The organism is Bacteroides sp. Phil13 (genome assembly GCF_001940965.1).
GTDB classification, from domain to species: domain Bacteria; phylum Bacteroidota; class Bacteroidia; order Bacteroidales; family Bacteroidaceae; genus Bacteroides; species Bacteroides intestinalis.
The window spans coordinates 153,065-171,374 of the sequence record NZ_MSHA01000034.1 but is presented as its reverse complement, the minus strand read 5'-3'; the positions used below and the strand labels follow the sequence as shown (position 1 = coordinate 171,374).

9 protein-coding genes are annotated in these 18,310 nt (G+C 46.8%); 2 read left to right on the top strand and 7 right to left on the bottom strand.

Annotated elements, in window-relative coordinates; genetic code table 11:
* Positions 1-14: 14 nt before the first annotated feature.
* The 5 genes from BWI44_RS06260 to BWI44_RS06240 form a co-directional block, all read right to left on the bottom strand.
* A complete protein-coding gene (locus tag BWI44_RS06260) occupies positions 15-3,047 on the bottom strand; it encodes an efflux RND transporter permease subunit (protein ID WP_195208253.1) in 3,033 nt (1,010 codons plus the stop codon).
* A 44-nt stretch (positions 3,048-3,091) separates the two neighbouring features.
* Positions 3,092-4,144, bottom strand: a complete 1,053-nt coding sequence (locus tag BWI44_RS06255) for an efflux RND transporter periplasmic adaptor subunit (RefSeq protein ID WP_021968255.1) — start codon at positions 4,142-4,144, stop codon at positions 3,092-3,094.
* Positions 4,145-4,247: 103 nt separating this feature from the next.
* A complete protein-coding gene (locus BWI44_RS06250) occupies positions 4,248-6,560 on the bottom strand; it encodes a family 65 glycosyl hydrolase domain-containing protein (protein WP_130069900.1) in 2,313 nt (770 codons plus the stop codon).
* Positions 6,561-6,778: 218 nt separating this feature from the next.
* Positions 6,779-8,155, bottom strand: a complete 1,377-nt coding sequence (locus tag BWI44_RS06245; RefSeq protein ID WP_130069899.1) for an MFS transporter — start codon at positions 8,153-8,155, stop codon at positions 6,779-6,781.
* Between the two features lie 113 nt (positions 8,156-8,268).
* Positions 8,269-9,276, bottom strand: a complete 1,008-nt coding sequence (locus BWI44_RS06240; protein ID WP_021968257.1) for a LacI family DNA-binding transcriptional regulator — start codon at positions 9,274-9,276, stop codon at positions 8,269-8,271.
* 558 nt (positions 9,277-9,834) lie between these two features.
* On the opposite strand from BWI44_RS06240, the gene BWI44_RS06235 reads away from it, so the two are divergent.
* Both BWI44_RS06235 and BWI44_RS06230 read left to right on the top strand, forming a co-directional pair.
* Complete coding sequence (locus tag BWI44_RS06235; RefSeq protein ID WP_130069898.1) at positions 9,835-11,595, top strand: AAA family ATPase; 1,761 nt, start codon at positions 9,835-9,837, stop codon at positions 11,593-11,595.
* Positions 11,596-11,621: 26 nt separating this feature from the next.
* Positions 11,622-15,626: a hybrid sensor histidine kinase/response regulator transcription factor gene (locus tag BWI44_RS06230; protein WP_195208252.1), complete on the top strand. Its 4,005-nt coding sequence runs from the start codon at positions 11,622-11,624 to the stop codon at positions 15,624-15,626.
* A 15-nt stretch (positions 15,627-15,641) separates the two neighbouring features.
* Here BWI44_RS06230 and BWI44_RS06225 read toward each other — a convergent pair whose 3' ends face one another.
* Together BWI44_RS06225 and BWI44_RS06220 are read right to left on the bottom strand one after the other, a co-directional pair.
* A complete protein-coding gene (locus BWI44_RS06225) occupies positions 15,642-16,124 on the bottom strand; it encodes a PepSY-like domain-containing protein (protein ID WP_138291308.1) in 483 nt (160 codons plus the stop codon).
* A gap of 56 nt (positions 16,125-16,180) precedes the next feature.
* Complete coding sequence (locus tag BWI44_RS06220) at positions 16,181-18,295, bottom strand: tetratricopeptide repeat-containing sensor histidine kinase (protein WP_195208251.1); 2,115 nt, start codon at positions 18,293-18,295, stop codon at positions 16,181-16,183.
* Positions 18,296-18,310: the final 15 nt, after the last annotated feature.

The window sequence follows — 18,310 nt, the reverse complement described above, 5'->3', positions numbered from 1 at the left end:
TGTATTTCTTCTTTTCACTTTTTAATCTTATGTATCGCACAATATGCCACCGGAAGAACGAACAGCGTTAATGCTGAGGCCACCAGCAAACCGCCCATGATTGTTGCCGCCATACCACCGAACATAGCGTCGAATAGCAACGGTAACATACCCAGAATCGTGGTTCCGGATGCCATGGCTACAGGTATGATACGGCTGGTTGTTGCACTGATTACCGCATTCAGCGGCGTTTTTCCAGAAGCTGTTTCTATATCGATCTGGTCTACCAATACAATTGCATTCTTGATATTCATACCGATCAATCCCAGTAGGCCAAGGACAGAGAAGAAGTCGAATGATTTACCAAGCAAGATTAATCCCAGTACGATGCCGATAAAGATAAGCGGCAACATCAATAGGATGACAATTGGCTTGCGGTAGGTTCTGAACAGGAATAACAGGGTAATGAACATCAGGAAAAAAGTTAATGGCATGTTAGCTGCCAATGCTGCATTACTTTCTGCCTGGCTTTCCTGTTCACCAAAATACTTCATGGTGTATCCTTCCGGTACCTGAATTTCTTCTTGCACTTCTTTCCATATCTTATTGAATGCTGCTATGGCATTTACTCCCCGGCGTGGATCGGCTTGCGCCATCATTACCATCTGGCGGTTATAATCTTTCACATTCGAGAACTTATATTGGAAATCAAATTCACTGACTACTTGTTCCAGTGTAGTGGTCTCCTGTGTTGTTCCGAATACGGGTAGTGTACGCAGATCGTTGATACGGAAAGAATCGACCGTGTTATCTTTTAGCAGGATAGGCAACACTTGGTCGCCTTCACGATATTCACCTAATGTCATACCGCTTGTACCGATCTGAATACTCTGTGCCATACTTTGCCGGGAGACACCTAACGGTTGGGCACGTTCCGGACTGTAAACGGGTTTCCATACAGGAATCTTATTCCCCCATGAATTGCGTACGTTGATGAGATCATCATCCCGATGCATGATTTCCAGAACTTTGTTGGTCAGCATCACCAGTGAATCGACATTATTACCGATAAAGCCGATTTCAATGGCGGCGTCTACCGCAGGCGATAGCTTAAACAAAGTGGTACGGGTTATGGCATTCGGATAGTTTGCCTTCATATACTGGTCGAATTTCTCTTCGTATTCCTTTGTATATTTACTGTCGGTTAGTTCAATGAGTATATTGGCAAAGTTGGGCTTGGGACCCACGGAAGTAGATGCCAGATAGTAACGTAATGGCGTACTGCCGAAAGTAGTGGATATCCGTTTCACTTCCGGTTGTTGCAAGAGGTGCGCTTCCACCTGTTTCATTTCCTTTTCCACGTCACGGATGCTGTAACCGTCCGGATAGAATATATCAGCACGGAAATAGGGCTTATCCAATGAGGGGAAGAAGTTTTGCGGCATCATTCCCATGATGACCAGTGAGATGATAAACAGGACTACCATACTACCTAGTGTGAGCGTTTTCTTTTTGATAAGTACTCCGAGGATAGATGCGAACTTGTGATAGAAAGGTTTATCATACGGATCTTTATTAGTATCGCCGGATTTGGTTTTCAAGATAAAATTGCCGAAAGTGGTGGTTTGCGTGAGTGCCAGTACCCAGCTTAATCCCAAAGAAATGGCAAGTACGACAAACAGAGGTTTTACGATTTCCGCTACGGCAGAAGGGGCGAGGTACAACGGGAGGAATGAACAAATGGCGATGAACGTGGCACCAAGTAAGCCCCATTGTGGTCCGGTAGCTCCATCTATCAGTGCTTTTCTACGGTCTATTCCTCGGGCAATGGCTATTTGTGCATTGTCCGTCACTACAATGGCATTATCCACCAGCATACCCATGGCAATGATGAAACCTGCCAGGGAAGTACGGTTCAGTCCTACCCCCATGAAGGACATGATGAGCAACGTGCCGCCAATGGTAAATAGCAGTGAACTTCCTATAAGTATACCAGCACGTAGCCCCATCACCAGCATGATGATAACGATTACAATGAGGAGGGATTCTATCAGGTTAATGATGAAACCATTATTTGCTTCCTGAGCTATGACATTTTCCGGATACAGACTTTCCAACTCCAACCCTACCGGAATAAGGGGAAGAAGTTCAGCCAGTTTCTGATCTACCAGTTCTCCGGTCTTTACTACATCCTTTGTCGGGTCGGTGGAAACGCCGATACCTATGGCACGCTTCCCATTGACATGCATGATGTTGCCGGGTGGGTCCATATATCCTTTTTCGATAATGGCTATATCACCCAATTTTACTTGCCCTCCCGAAGTTGTAATCACTTGGTTCCGGATGTCATTGACGGTGGTGTAAGTTCCGTTGGCTACAATACGCAATTGTTGTTCACCGGCGTTGATTTCACCCGTGTTGATAATCTGGTTTTGCGATTGCAACAGGCTTGCCACTTGCTTCGGGTCTATCCCCATACCGGCCAGTTTATTGACGGATATAAAGATATTCACCACTTCGGTTTGCGTGCCGAACAGGGCTACTTTCATTACCCCGTCAGCAGTGATAACCTGAGTTTTGATACGCTCTGCCCAGTTGCGCATTTCTTCGTAAGAGAAACCGTCATCGCCTACCAGACCGTAATAGATGCCGAATACATCACCGAAATCGTCCGATACCGTGGGAACGGAAGCACCGGCGGGTAGTTGCGGTTGTATGTTGAGCACCTTGCGGCGAAGTTCATCCCATTTCTGCGGAATAGACTCTGCGGAAAGGGAAGGTTGAAGCTCGAATGTTATCTTGGATAGTCCGTACATGGACTCCGATTTAATTTTATATGCACCACTCATCGACTGTATCTCGCGGGAGATCGGTTCGGTGATCAGTCGTTCTACTTCTGCCGGTTCTGCCCCTGGATAGCGAGTCATAATGACCGCTGACTTGATGACGAAGGGTGCATCCTCTTTCTTTCCCAACCGGCCGAATGATAGTATACCGCCGATTAGCAACACAGCCAGGAAGAAATAAACAATCTTGGTGTTGTCTAATGCATATTTAGCTAAATTCATATGATTTATATTTGGGCGACCTCAAGGTCGCAGTAGTTGGTAGTCTAATTGATAACTTTCACCGTTTGTCCGTCCACCAGTTGGTGCACTCCGGCAATTACAATAGTTTCTCCCGGTTGTATACCAGCAGAGATAAGAGCATTGGCTTCTCCAGTGGGAGAGTATACGGTTACTTCCCGCTTGCTTACCTTATTATCTTTTACTACCCACACATAAGTTTTCTGGTTTTCGCTTTCACCGAATATGGCACTGAGCGGAATATTCACAAGCTTTTCTTCCAGGAAGGGAGCTACGTCCGATGCCAGCTTGATTTTACACGTAAATCCCGGTTTCACATCGTATAAGGAACGATTAAAAGCAGGATCTTCAATCGTAATAGTTACCGGGATACCTGTTCCGGCTGTAGAAATGTCCAGATATTCTTCCAATTGTGCGTTGAACACCATGTCCGGATAGGTGTCGAAAACCACTTTGAATGTTACATCTTTTGCACGAAGCAGATACAGATAATCATCCGGCACGGTGAATTTGATGCGGAGCTTCTGTGTATTCACCAATTGTACAATGCCTTCCCCGGAGTTCACGCGCTGATAGTTTTCCACCAGACGCTTTTCGATAGAACCATCAAAGGGAGCAGTCAGTTTGGTATCCCGCATATTATTGCTGGACAATTCATAAGCGGACTTTGCCTTTTGGTAATTGGCAACGCTGATTTCATATTCCTGCACGGAGATAGCCTGGCGTCCCAACAGGCGCTTGTTACGTTCCACCTGTGCTGCGGCAGTCTCATAAGCGGCTTTGTCGGCGGCGTATTGCAGGGAAATGTCGCGTGGATCAATGGCGGCGATCAATTGTCCTTTCTTTACCCGCTGACCTTCTACCACAGGCAGATTTATAACCTGTCCGCTGACACGGAAGGCTAGTTTCACGTATTCTACGGCTTCTACAATACCGGAGAAGTCTTTCCGGATGACCGATTGGGAGCTGGCACTAGCTGTCTTAACAGGTCGAATCAGGGTGGCATCGCCCTCTTTCTTGTGTCCGCATGATGTGACAAGCAGCATCACGCCGATGGTGAACAAATAGATTCTTTTCATACTAATATATAGTTGTTCGTTTAGATATAGAAACATAAAACCGGAAAAACAGATAATTGTTCTCCCGGTTTATTTTGTTACGCGTTGTTAATGATAAAGGCTTCTACTCCTCTATTCTGAGCAACAAATCGGTGCCCAGTTTGAGCTTATAAACGTTTTTATATACTTGTATGTTCAGTTCTTCTCCGGTAATAAGTGAAATATTTATTTCTTTGCCTACGCGCATATGAAGTGTACGTCCCTGATAATTTATCTGGAAGGAATAACTGCTCCATTTTTCGGGAATGACTGGGAAGAAAGAGAGTATGCCCTCCAGGATCTGCATTCCGGCGAAGCCTCGTACAATGGCAAGCCAGCTGCCCGGCATACTGGTGATATGCAGTCCTTGGTGAGTTTCGTTGTTGTAGTCATCCAGGTCAAGACGGGTGGCATGCAGAAAGAGTTGGTAAGCCTTTTCCACTTCGCCAATGCGGGCGGCAAGAATGGAGTGGATGTGCGGGGAAAGTGAAGATTCATGTACCGTCATTGTTTCATAGAAATCAAAGTTACGGCGGACAGTTTCCTTGTCGAAATTGAAGTAATACAGATATAATCCCAGTAACACATCACTTTGTTTGATGTAGCACGAACGAAGAATACGATCCCAGGACCAATGCTGATTGATGGGGCGTTCTTCGGGTGGAATGGCATCGGTACTGTTCAGTTCCTTATCCAGGAAACCGTCATTTTGTACAAAGATCCCCAGTTCTTTGTCTTCCGGTAGATACATACGGTTGATGATGTCGCGCCAGCGTTCAGCCTCTTCTTGTTGGCGGAGGTTGGTGACACGGCGTACACGCGCATATTCGTCGGGGTATTCTCCGGCAATGATTTCAAGATAGTTAAGTGTCATCTGCAGGCACTGCACACACGAGTAATTGGTGTACCAGTTATTATCCACATTGTTTTCGTACTCATCCGGTCCGGTTACCCCCAGTATGACATATTTCTGTTTTGGTTTTGAGAAAGATACACGTTGGCTCCAGAAGCGGGAGACGGCAATCATTACTTCCAGTCCGTATTTGGCTATATAATCTTTGCTGCCTGTGATTGCGGCATGTTGTGCAATGGCATAGACGATGATATTGTTGCGGTGTATTTCTTCAAAAGTAATTTCCCATTCGCTGTGGCATTCCTCACCACTGTAAGTGACTTGCGGAAAGAGAGCAGCCCCCTCTTTGAATCCCAGTTTACGGGCATTCTCTATAGCTTTCGGTAGTTGGTTATAACGGTATATCAACAGATTTTTTACAATCTCCCTCGGAGTAGAAAGCAGGAAGAACGGTACACAACAAAGTTCCGTGTTCCAGTATGTGTTTCCACCGTATTTTTCACCAGTGAATCCTTTCGGGCCGATATTCAGACGCGGATCATCACCGCGGTACGTCTGGCATAGTTGGAAGATGTTGTACCGGATACCCTGTTGTGCTTCCGGGTCCCCTTCGATAACCACATCCATTTCCTTCCATATATTAGCCCAGGCTTGTTGATGATTGTTTTCCAACTTATCCCAGCCGTCTATTTTAGTCTGACGGGCTTTGGTGATGGAATGTTCTATCAATTCCTGGCGTTCATCATAGAGCGACGAACTTATAACGGTATATTTGATGAGCATTACATTGTCTCCCGGTTTCACATCTGCCCCGATGCTGAATCCGGTTTGTTTCTCTTTTTCAATGCGTATCGGGTTCGAGGAGGCTTCTTTGCCGTTCTTGAAGAACTGATAGGTCATGGCGTAGCACACTTGCGCATCTTCCCGCCGGGTTTGCGTCCATAGATAAGCACAATCCTTTGTGACGCCGGAACGGAGGATATTCCATATCTTCTCGTTCGGATCATCATCCTTATTGACTATGATTGCATCCAGAGAGGGAATCAGTGATATTCTTCCTGTATAATTGATGGAGGTGACGCTGTATTTTATTAGGCATAAATCGGGGTGGGCCATATTGTTGATATGCTCCACATGTACCCGTATTTGATGTCCTCTGGGAGATGTGATTTCGAAATCCCGGTAGGAGATACCTGCTTTCATATCAAGTCTGCGGCTGAAGCTGTTTACGTCCCATTGTGCCAGGTCCAGTTCTTCATCGATGAGACGCAGGCTGACACGACTCCAGTCCGCTGCATTGGGAATACGCGTGTAAAAAGCAGGAAAGCCGTTCTTCCACCAACCTACACGCGTTTTATCCAGAAAAGTGATACCGGCTACAAATGAACCGCGATAGGAATCGCTTGAATAAGGCTCTTCAAAATTTCCCCGTTGTCCAAAGCGTCCGTTCCCCAAGCTGAATATACTTTCGGACATTCTCAGGTTGTCGGCGTGAAAGTTATCTTCAATAATATTCCATTCATCGGTTCTAAGGTATCTTTTCATGGCGTGTATCTCAATGGTGATTATGGCGGTAAAGATAAACAAATAAACGGATAAACGGCAAGAAAGTATGACAAAAGTAGATGAAAGAGGAGTGATAAGGTGATAAAGTGGTAAGGTGATAGAGTGATAAAGTAGCTGCGTTATATATCACAGAGTGTTGTTCCACTATCACTTTGCCACTTCATCACTTTATCACTTTATCACTCTTTTTATAAGGATTATGCTTTTGTTTGTTCTCCTTTGGTCTCTTTGATTAAATATACACAAACTGCGCCGATAATCAGCATGACACCTGCCATGACCAGCATATTGATTTCGGGAGGCAACATACCTTTGGGAGTGAACAGGGCAAGAATGCTCCCGCCGAGTGAAGCCGCCACAATCTGCGGAATACAGATTGTTCCGTTGAACAAGCCCAGATAAGTTCCCATGTGTCCGCCGCTCAGTGCGTTGGTCAGGATGGTGAAAGGCAACGCCAGCATAGCAGCCCATGCGCAACCTATCAGTAGGAAGGAGATGAACAATACATATTGATTATGAACAAAATAAGTAGAGATGAAACCCAATCCACCCAGCACCAGACTGAGAGAATAGATCAGTTTGCGATCCTTGAACAACGGGATGCAGACAGCCCATAGTACAGAACCGATAGCCTGTACGGCAAACAACACGCCTACCCAGTCGGCAGCATCCTGATATTGAATACTCTTGGTGTCCAGCATAACTTTGCTGACTCCGTTCACTGCGGTTTCCACTGTAGGAGCATCGAATACATTGGCGGCTACACTACCATTGGTATACGTCCACATAAACATGAAAGCAAACCAGCAGAAGAACTGAACCAAACCTACCGTCCAGAAAGCTTTCGGCGCTTTTACCAGCAGTTTCACCATATTGATTTTTTCTTTTTCTTCCTCTTCGGTGATGCCGTGGTATTCAGCGTATTCGGCGGGTGGCATCTCCTTTACTTTCACTGTGGTATAGATTACACAAAGTATCAGGATGGCGGCTCCGATATAGAAAGAATAAATCACCGAGTCGGGTACTACGCCTTGCGGGGCTATGTTGCTGATACCGATCCATGTAAAGATGAACGGGAACAGGAAACCTACGAGGCTGCCCGCATTACACAGGAAACTCTGGATGGAGTAGGCGAGGCCTTTTTGCTTTTCGTTCACCATGTCGCCTACCATCATCTTGAATGGCTGCATCGCCATATTGATGGAGGTATCCAGGAACATCAATGATACTAATCCGAATATCATTGCCGTGCTGACTGCCATACCGAAACTACCGGCATTCGGCAGCAGGCACATTACCAATACGGCTACCAGTGAACCGACAAACAGATAAGGAATACGGCGTCCGAAGCGCGTCCACGTCTTGTCGCTTGCAGCGCCCACGATGGGTTGCACGATGATGCCTGCCAATGGTGGTAATATCCAGAAATAACTTAAACTATGCGGGTCTGCACCCAGTGTTGCAAAAATACGACTGATGTTTGCACTCTGCAAGGCGTAGGCAATCTGTACGCCAAAAAATCCGAAGCTGATGTTCCACAACTTCCAAAAGCTCAAATCGGGTTTTACTTTCATTCTTAATAAATTATTAGTTACGAGCTACGAGCTACAAGCTACGAGTTCCTTTCGGCATACTGGCAATTCCGCGTAGCCTACTCGTCACTCGTAGCTCGTAGCTTGTCACTCATTTATTTCGTTGTTCCCCTCACTACAAGATTCGTTCTCACAATCTTGTTACTACTCTTGTCATCGCCCCCTTCCAGCTTGCCTATCAGAATGCTGAAAGCACTTCTTCCGACTTCTTCTCCATGTTGTTCCACGGTGGTCAGTTTGGGATCTGTGCTTTGGGCAATGGCTCCGTCGGTAAATCCACAGATCGATACTTCATCGGGCACTTTCTTTCCAACCAGTTTACAGGCATACAGAATGCCCGAAGCTGTTTCGTCATTGATGGCGAAGAAACCATCGGGATGACCGGGACCTTCCAGTATGTCAGGGGTGATGGATATGGCGCGTTCCCTTGTATCACACAGCATAATCATGCTGTCGTCCACGGGAATTTTGTATTTCTTCATGGCATCCAGATAGCCATTCCGACGATTCTTGGTGATTTCCAGATGCGGGGCTGCTCCATAAAACAGGATACGCTTGCAACCTGTCTGTATCATATACTCCACGGCGGCAAAAGAACCGGCATAGTCGTCCACTACCACCCGTTCTGTTTTCAATCCGGTGCAGATGCGATCGTAGAACACAATGGGGATATTATTATTCAGCAGGTCCTGATAATGATCGTATTGAGAGGTATCCTTTGCCAGAGAGGCAATCACACCACAGACGCGGGCGGCAAGGAATGAGTGTACGATTTTCACTTCCTGTTCATAAGATTCATTGCTCTGGGCTACCAAAATATTGTATCCTGCTTCGGCAGCAGCCTTTTCAATGCCACTCAGCACGCACGAGAAAAAATGATGTACCAGTTGCGGGACAATTACACCGATTGTATTCGAACGGCTGGCACGAAGGTTCACTGCAAGTACGTTAGGCTTGTAATTATGCTCCCGGGCATACGCATGTATAAGGTCACGGGTCTCCTGGCTGATATCCGGATTGTCTTTCAGCGCCCTCGACACAGTGGATGGTGAGACGTTCAACGCCCGGGCAATATCCTTGATGGTTATCTGCGGTTTATTCATGGTATTTTCTAAATATTCCCAAAGATAATGCAAACCGAAAGCAGTACAAAATAAGCTTGCTTATTTTTATTGCTGAGGTGCAGCTTATCTTAATCAAAGGTTATTCAAATGAGGATAGCTGCCAAACTAAAAAAATGTAAGCCAACTATTCCGATTGCAAAAATAGCGGAATAGATGAGAATAAGCTTCTTCGTTGAGAATTATCGGATTATAGAATAGCGCAAACGTTTGCAGACATCCATTGACTTTGCATCTGAATGGGCGTTGCACGTTGCTTTCTTGCGAGACGCTTTGTTTCCAGATGAAACTGTCGGGACTGCATAGATTCTCGGAAGTAAATATAAAACGGTTGACTAAGCTTTCAGTCATTATAAATAATAACTGCGATATACCCCTTCTATAAGAACTTTTGTTATCTTTAGATAAGATAAGCTGCGTTTCGGCATAACTTTTTCATGCTTGCATGAAAGTTCTGCACTCAATTTGCATTATCTTTGTGTCGTTATCCCGTCATAAAGCGACGGATTAAATATCCCAAAAACAGCAGGAGGACATTATATGGACCCATTAGAATACTTAGTACCCGGCAGAAAGAGACTTCCCTACGGCATGATGAACTTCGCGGTCATCCGCCGTGAAGACTATTATTACGTGGACAAAACCCGCTTCATTCCCATGATAGAGCAGGCGGACCGCTTTTTCTTCTTCATCCGTCCGCGCCGTTTCGGGAAGAGCCTGACGCTGAACGTGCTGCAACATTACTACGATGTGCGTACCCGCGACAAGTTCGACGACCTCTTTGGCGACCTCTACATCGGGCAGCATCCCACACCGAGTCGTAACACTTATCTTGTGCTCTATCTCAATTTCTCCGGCATCACCGGTGCACTGAACGACTATCGCAAAGGGCTGGATGAGCACTGCCAAATCCGCTTCGACTTTTTCTGCGAAGTCTATGCCGACCTTCTGCCGGAAGGCATCAGGGATCGGCTGGACGAGAAGGACGGAGCCGTCAACCAATTAGACTATCTGATTTCGGAATGCGAACGTGCCGGACAGAAGGTGTACCTCTTTATCGACGAGTACGACCACTTCACCAACGCCATTCTCTCCGACCCCGAAAGTCTGCACCGTTACACCAACGAGACGCATGGCGAGGGTTATCTGCGCGCCTTCTTCAACAAAGTGAAAGCGGGAACCTATTCCAGCATCGAGCGCTGTTTCATTACCGGTGTAAGCCCCGTGACGATGGACGACCTCACCAGCGGCTTCAACATCGGAACCAACTATTCCCTCTCACCGGACTTCAACCAAATGATGGGATTTACAGAAGAAGAAGTGCGCGAAATGCTGACTTACTATTCTACCACCAGCCCCTTCAATCATACCATTGACGAACTGATAGAGATAATGAAGCCGTGGTATGATAACTATTGCTTCGCGCAGGAATGTTACGGCGAAACCACGATGTATAACTCCAACATGGTGCTTTACTTCGTCAAGAACTACATCTCGCGTGGCAAAGCACCGCTAAGCATGGTGGAAGAGAACATCCGCATCGACTATGAGAAACTACGCATGCTCATCCGCAAGGACAAGGAGTTTGCTCATGATGCCTCCGTCATTCAAACCCTCGTGAGCCAGGGCTTCATCACCGGCGAACTGAAGAATGGCTTCCCTGCCTCCGGTATCACTAATCCCGATAATTTCGTGAGCCTGCTCTACTATTTCGGCATGCTCACCATCAACGGCATGCATGAAGGAAAAACTAAACTGACCATCCCTAACCTGGTGGTTCAGGAACAACTTTATACCTATCTGCTGAGTACGTACAACGATGCAGACCTCAGTTTCAGTAGTTACGAAAAGAGCGAACTCTCCAGTCGCCTTGCTTACCGAGGCGATTGGAAAGCCTACTTCGACTACATTGCCGACTGCCTGAAGACCTACGCCTCGCAGCGCGACAAGCAGAAGGGCGAGTTCTTCGTGCATGGCTTCACCCTTGCCATGACCGCACAGAACCGCTTCTACCGTCCCATCTCCGAACAGGACACGCAGGCGGGCTATGTCGATATTTTCCTCTGTCCGATGCTGGACATCTACTCCGACATGACGCACAGCTACATTGTAGAGTTGAAGTATGCCAAGTACAAAGATCCCGAAACTCGTGTGGAGGAACTGCGTCAGGAGGCTATCGCACAAGCCAACCGCTACGCTGATACCGATACGGTGAAGCGTGCCATCGGCAGCACCCGGCTGCATAAGATTGTGGTGGTGTATAAAGGCATGGAAATGCGGGTGTGCGAAGAAATACAGTAGTCCGGACCTTTAACGTAACCCGGCGTATGCACAGACCAGTTCTTTTTCTTTTCATTCTGTTACAGATATGGCTTCCTTGCACTCTGGTGGGGCAGAAGTCCGATTACAGGCTGTTTGATAATATCAGTCTGGGGACGGAAGCATCCGTCATCAGTTACTTCCTGCAAGACACGCAAGGACTGATATGGATAGGTTCCAACAAAGGACTGTTCAGTTACGACGGCTATTCCTCACAACCGCATTTCACTTTCGGCGAGCGCAGCAATACGCGCATTTATTGCGGTACGGTGGTGGACAGCACCTATCTTTATATAGGTGCGGACAATGGCTTACTGATTTATAACTACCGAACAGACACTTACCAAGAACCGGAAGCGGACTTCCCGACCGACATCCGCACACTGGCATTGCGTGACGGCGTGCTGTGGCTGGGGACACTAAACGGCCTCTATACCTACTCACCGGAAACCCGGCAACTCTCCGCCATCACCGAAGGACTTCCGCACCAGACCATTTATTCCATTATCCGCGCCTCGGACGATAACCTCTACATTGGTACGTACAACGGCTGTTGCCGCTACATCCCCGCCACCGGACGCTTTGAAACCATAGACCTGCCCGTCACCCGTGGCCGAAGCAATCAGTTTGTCAATTCACTCCTGGAAGATACCGCGCGTGGTTGCATCTGGATAGGCACAGAAGGATGTCTTTTCAAATACACCCCTGCCGACGGGCATACGCAGCGGATAGATGCTTTCCATGATAACTCCGTCAAGTCTCTGGCACTGGACGGGAACGGTCAATTGCTGGTAGGCACCGATAATGGTCTGTACGTCTATCAGGAGGACGAGCCCCTGTTGCACGTTGTTCATGACTCCCGAAACCTCCAGTCCCTTTCTAACAATATCATCTGGACCATCTTTGCCGACCGCGAGCATAACGTCTGGCTGGGTACGGATTACGGTATCTCCATGTTCCGCCATAACAGTGTGTTGCGTCATATCCCTATCTCGCAGATTACCGGAACAGGGGAGGGCAACCAGTTCTATTCCATGCTGCGCGATACGCACGGAACTTATTGGTTTGGCGGCACCAACGGCCTCATTCGCTTCACCGCTCTTATGGATGGGGAACAGGACGTTGCCTGGTACAAGATGGGAGACCGGAAATATCCTTTGTCCCACAACCGGGTACGCCATCTTTACGAAGACCGTGAACAACAACTTTGGGTGGCTACGGATGGCAGCATCAGTCGTTACGACCCGGCGAAACGCCAGTTTATACATTATAACATAGTGGACAGCACCCGCCGCTACAACGCCAATTGGACGTATAGCCTTTTTGAAGACCGTGACGGACAACTCTGGATAGCTACCTGTCTCGGCGGTATTTTCGTTGTAGATAAGGAAAACCTCATGCGTTCTTCCGGCGGACTCTACATGGCGGAGAAGACTTATTCCATCCACAACGGCCTGTCCGGCATGTTCATCAACCAGATGATTCCCGACCGGGAAGGGAATGTATGGGCATTGCTCTATAACAGTCACAACAGCATCGAAAAGATAAATCCCCGTACCGGCGAAGTCACCCATATTGCCGCCGATGAACTGAAAGGCGAGCGTACTCCCAACTTTATCCTTTGTGCCGAAGACGGCTACATCTGGATAGGTTTCCCCGGCGGAGTGATGCGCGTGACTCCCGAAAACGACAGTATCCGCATGTTGCCCTTTGATGCCTATAATCATTACGAAGTGCTTTCCATGGCCGAAGCCGACGGCCGCATCTGGATCTCTACCACAGATGGTTTCTGGGTAGCCGACCAACAGACTCTGGAAGTCCGCCGACTGAATATCACCGACAAGCGTTTCACCAGCATGTTCTTTGATAAGACAAGCGGAGAACTCTATCTGGGCACCGCAGACGGTTTTGCCATCTCCTCACCCGAGGCCTTGCTGGCGGAACACCTTGAACAGCCTTTGATATTGACCGCCCTTTATGTCAACAACCAACTTTACCAGTCTGGGGCGGGGCAGGCGCTTGATGCAGTGCAATCCGCACAAAGCATCCGTTACTCACAGCGTATAAATCTGGACTACGACCAGAACAATCTTGCTTTTGAACTTTCCGACCTGCCTTATTCCTTTGAAGAGAAAAGCAAACTGTTGTATCGCCTGGAAGGTGTGGACCGTGAATGGAACTTGTTGAAACCGAATACGAACCGGATTACTTACAACAATCTGAACTACGGTGACTACCGCCTGACGGTGAGCAAACTGGATGCTCATGGAAAGCCGTCCGAAAAGACGTATGCATTGGACATCCACATCATTCCGCCCTGGTACTACACCCTGTGGGCAAAGGCCGTTTATGTCTTGCTGTGCCTTGTCCTGATACTCTGGACAATCAACTTCTTCCGTGTGAAGAACCGTCTGAAACTGGAGCGTCTGGAGAAAGAGAAAATCCTGGAACAGTCTCAGGCTAAGATGGAGTTCTTCACAAATCTCTCCCACGACCTGAAAACTCCGTTGAGCATGATTATTGCGCCTATCAGCCGGATGCTCCCCGCCATCAAGAATCCGCAGGAGAAGAAGCAACTGGAACAGGTGCAGCACAATGCCATGAAGCTGAATTCGCTGATCCATCAGGGGCTGGATTTCAACCGGGTGGATAGCGGCAACAATGCGCTGTTGATTTTGTCGCAAATAGAGTTAGTCTCCTTCGTGCGTGGATTGTTTGCTCTATATGCAGAAGAAAAGGCGAGGGAGAAACAACTCACATTTGATTTTCATACCGACCGGGAAAAGATATACATACAGATGGATGCCATAAAACTGGAATCCATTCTGGATAATCTTTTGTCCAATGCTGTGAAGTATACTCCGGAGGGTGGGAGCGTCACGCTTCGTCTGGAAATTCCCGGTGAGGAAAAAGATGTGCGTATTTCAGTTTCCGATACTGGTATCGGTGTGCCCCGTCAGGACCAGCCCTATATCTTCCAGCGCTTCTTCCAGTCGCCCAAGACGGCAGGAAAAAAGGAAGGGACAGGTATCGGACTTTATCTCGTAAAGACTTACACGGAACTGCATGGCGGCAGCGTACTGCTTACTTCGGAAGAAAATAAAGGGACTACTGTTACACTGAACTTACCGGTGGGTAGTCCGGAACAGATGTCGGTTGATGTGCTTTCCGAGTCTGTGGCTTCTGAACAGGAGACGGCGCTTGCTGAAGCAGAAACAGCAGCCTCCGCATCTTCTTCTTCTTCTGCCGCAGAGGCAGCCAGCCCGGAAGCTCCGTTGATATTGATAGTGGATGACACTCCGGAAATAGCCGGGTTCATTTATCAGATACTGCACGCAAAATATCGTTGCCGTATAGCGGAGAATGGCAAGACCGGTATGGAGATGGCGATGGAATTATCACCTGATCTGATAATTGCTGATGTTATGATGCCCGTGATGGACGGGCTTGAAATGGTGCGCCGCCTCAAGAAGCACATTCCTACTTCCACTATTCCCATTATTCTGTTGACGGCTAAGAATGACAAGGAAACGGAACTTGAAAGTATCCGGTTGAATATTGAGGCTTTTATCCCTAAACCCTTTGAACCGGATATTTTGCTTTCGCGTGTGGAGCAGTTATTGGCTGCCTGGGAGATGCACGAGACAAAAGCCCGCATCGAAGCCCTTGCCACCCCGAAGGAAATCGAGGCTGTTTCTTACGATGAAAAGTTCCTGGCAAATATTATTCATCTGATTGAGGAACACATTTCAGATTCGGAACTGAATGTGAATGCCCTTTGTGAATGGACCGGCACCAATAACAAGCAGATGTACCGCAAGATGAAGCAACTGACGGGCATGACACCTGTGGAATACATTAAGTCCATCCGCATGAAAAAGGCAGCTATGCTACTGAAGCAGCAGAAGTTTACTGTGGCTGAAGTGATGTATATGGTTGGTTTCTCCAATCATTCTTATTTCTCCAAATGCTTCCAGGCAGAGTTTGGGGTCACGCCAAAGCAGTATGTCTGAGCGAGGAGTTCTCTTTTATAAGAAGACTTCCGCGCCAAGCAGATTGTTGAAATAGGTTGCATTCCGTTCATCTTCCAGCCCGCCATCGAGGGTGAACAGTAGTTGGTATCTAGTTTGTGTATTTGCCATTCCCACAACTATGGAAACCACTGCTTCCCGTTTAGGAAACTGAACTAAGGTGACTCCCTGCACCATTCCGTCGGAATATTCGCTTGCAACAAAAGCGTTGTACACGGCATTGGGCACTTCGTCCATTGTTCCCCAGTCAATCTGTCTCATTTCCCATTGTGCCTCGGAGTTGAACCAGACCTTTGTGTCGAAACCATTCTGTATAAAGTCCGCTACATAGTAAGTTTCATCCCGTGACCAAGCAACATCCTTGGCGGCAGGATACATCTTTTTCAGTGCTGTCTGTACATTGACAGGCGCATAATCGGCAAGAGCCGGAACTGATGTCAGAAGCATCAGAAGCAGGAAAGAATATGTCAGCTTTTTCATTGTTCCTTTATTAGACTGTTATCGTTTCGAAGAGAACAACGAACGGTGAATTTTGTTTAGCTATCGGGAACATTGTCCAGTGGAAGTATAAACAGGAAGCGTGCTCCTCCGGTGTAACTCTTGTCCAGTTTCACTTCACCTTTCAGGCGTCCGGCAATGATGGAACAGATATTCAGACCGAGTCCCGTTCCCTGCTTGAACTCATCCAGTTTGCTGAACCGGTCGAAAATACAATCTGCCTGGTCTGCCGGAATTCCCGGACCGGTATCTGTAACGGAGAAGGTTATCTTTCCCGGATTTTCCGTGAGAGAGCAATGAAGGTGAATCTCACCCCGTTCCGTATGTTTTTCCGCATTGGTCAGGAAATTGATAAGTACCTGTTGCAGCCGTTCTTTATCCGTCACAAACAAGAAGTCATTCGGTGCGCCGGAAGTGAAATAGGACTTCACTTCTTTCGGATTACGATGCACAACAGAAGCCATTGCTACCTGGCATAACTCATTACAACGATGAGGCGCCAGATGCATGGTGTATTTACCACTTTCCAAACTGGCAAGGTCGAGGACATCATTAATTAGCGTAGTCAGTAACTCGGAATTCTGCTGGATAAGCATGCTGAACTCTGCTTTCTCTTCCTCGTCCACCTCCATATCCGGAGTGGATAAAACTTGTGAGAATCCGACTATGGCATTGAGCGGTGTACGTATCTCGTGGCTCATATTCTGTATAAAGAAGCTTTTCATCCGGTCCGATTCCTCGGCATGGTCGCGTGCAATGGTGAGCTCTTCATTTTTCTCCTGTAGGATAGCCATTGTTCTACGGCGTCTGTACAGGTAGAATATCAGGAAGCAGGTGAAAAGAAACAAGAACGAAAGTACGAGACTGAGAGTTACGATGTAATGTTGAGAAGCACTTTGCTGCTCTTTTAAGATGGCTTTCTGTTTTTCCGCTTCTACATTGAGACGTGCCAGTTCCAGGTTCCGGTTCTTCAATACCAATTTGCTGTTCTCAGCATTTATCTTTTCCAGTTCAGATTGTGACTTAGTCCGCTCCAGTTCCAATTGGGTATTCTTTAAGTTGAGTGCTGCATTCTTATATTCCAAGGCCTTGGCATCCAATTTCATGCGTTCGTTGCCTATCTGTGCATTCAGTTCAGCGATGTCTGTAGATTGTACCAGACGGTTGATGGAATCTTGGTGCTTGTGAATCAACTTATTATATGTATAAGCCTTTTCATAGTCTCCTGATTTCAGATATAATACATGGAGTATCTGGTAAACCTGCAACGGGCTTCCTATCGAATCAGCTGCTATATACGCCTGATCATATTTTTTATCCAGAATAAGCTTACAGATACGTAAACGCAACAAAGCTGATTTGCGGATAACACCATATTGTTCGACTAGTTGCAGGCATTCTTCATAGCAAGTGTTAAAGTCATCGATCAGGTCCATGCTATACAGAGTCTGGCATTTATCCATTAGGGAAGCTACACGACTCTCATTGGTTTTAGCTGTTTTCACGGCTTTCTCATTGTATTCCAATGCAATTTCACCTTCGTCTTTCTTTCGGTAATACTCAGCAAGGTTCATATAAAGGTATGACGGATCTTGTTCGGGCAAATGCTTCAGCATGTATTCCAAAGCATTTTTGTAGTACTCGACTGCTACCTCACTATTCTGACGCATATAGTAGATGTGTCCCAAGGTACGAATACACGAAAAGATTCCGTAGTTGTGCTGGTCTTTGAAAGCCTGTTCTTTCATTTCTTCTGCTTTGTGCAGGGCACGCAGTGAATGTCCGTTGTTAAGGAGCCAATTTATTTCGCTCGTGCATGCGGAATAATAATATTGCAAATAATTGTTTTTGCGTGCTTCTTCTTTTAATCTGCTTGCTGACTGTTCCAGTTTCTCATAATTACCGGAACTATAGTAGAAACTTACCGGAATGGTAAGTGCCAAACATTGTGCTTTTTTGTCTTTCTTTTTGGTTGCTTCTGCATAAAGAGTGTCAGCGATAAGCAATCCTTGGGGATAAGTTCGTGATTTGGTGGCGCGCTGAAAAAAGGGGTATAAAGAGTCATCTATCTTATAAGGGTTGTTTTGTGCTCCGGCAGGAATAAAAAGCCCTGTGAGAAGTAGTAAAATTAGTATGTTAGTGTATCTTTTCATCTTATCTTTTACAAG

Coding starts and splice junctions, on each gene's coding strand:
- BWI44_RS06230 (WP_195208252.1), top strand. CDS start 11,622: ATGCACAGACCAGTTCTTTTTCTTTTCATTCTGTTACAGATATGGCTT.
- BWI44_RS06260 (WP_195208253.1), bottom strand. CDS start 3,047: ATGAATTTAGCTAAATATGCATTAGACAACACCAAGATTGTTTATTTC.
- BWI44_RS06220 (WP_195208251.1), bottom strand. CDS start 18,295: ATGAAAAGATACACTAACATACTAATTTTACTACTTCTCACAGGGCTT.
- BWI44_RS06240 (WP_021968257.1), bottom strand. CDS start 9,276: ATGAATAAACCGCAGATAACCATCAAGGATATTGCCCGGGCGTTGAAC.
- BWI44_RS06250 (WP_130069900.1), bottom strand. CDS start 6,560: ATGAAAAGATACCTTAGAACCGATGAATGGAATATTATTGAAGATAAC.
- BWI44_RS06245 (WP_130069899.1), bottom strand. CDS start 8,155: ATGAAAGTAAAACCCGATTTGAGCTTTTGGAAGTTGTGGAACATCAGC.
- BWI44_RS06225 (WP_138291308.1), bottom strand. CDS start 16,124: ATGAAAAAGCTGACATATTCTTTCCTGCTTCTGATGCTTCTGACATCA.
- BWI44_RS06235 (WP_130069898.1), top strand. CDS start 9,835: ATGGACCCATTAGAATACTTAGTACCCGGCAGAAAGAGACTTCCCTAC.
- BWI44_RS06255 (WP_021968255.1), bottom strand. CDS start 4,144: ATGAAAAGAATCTATTTGTTCACCATCGGCGTGATGCTGCTTGTCACA.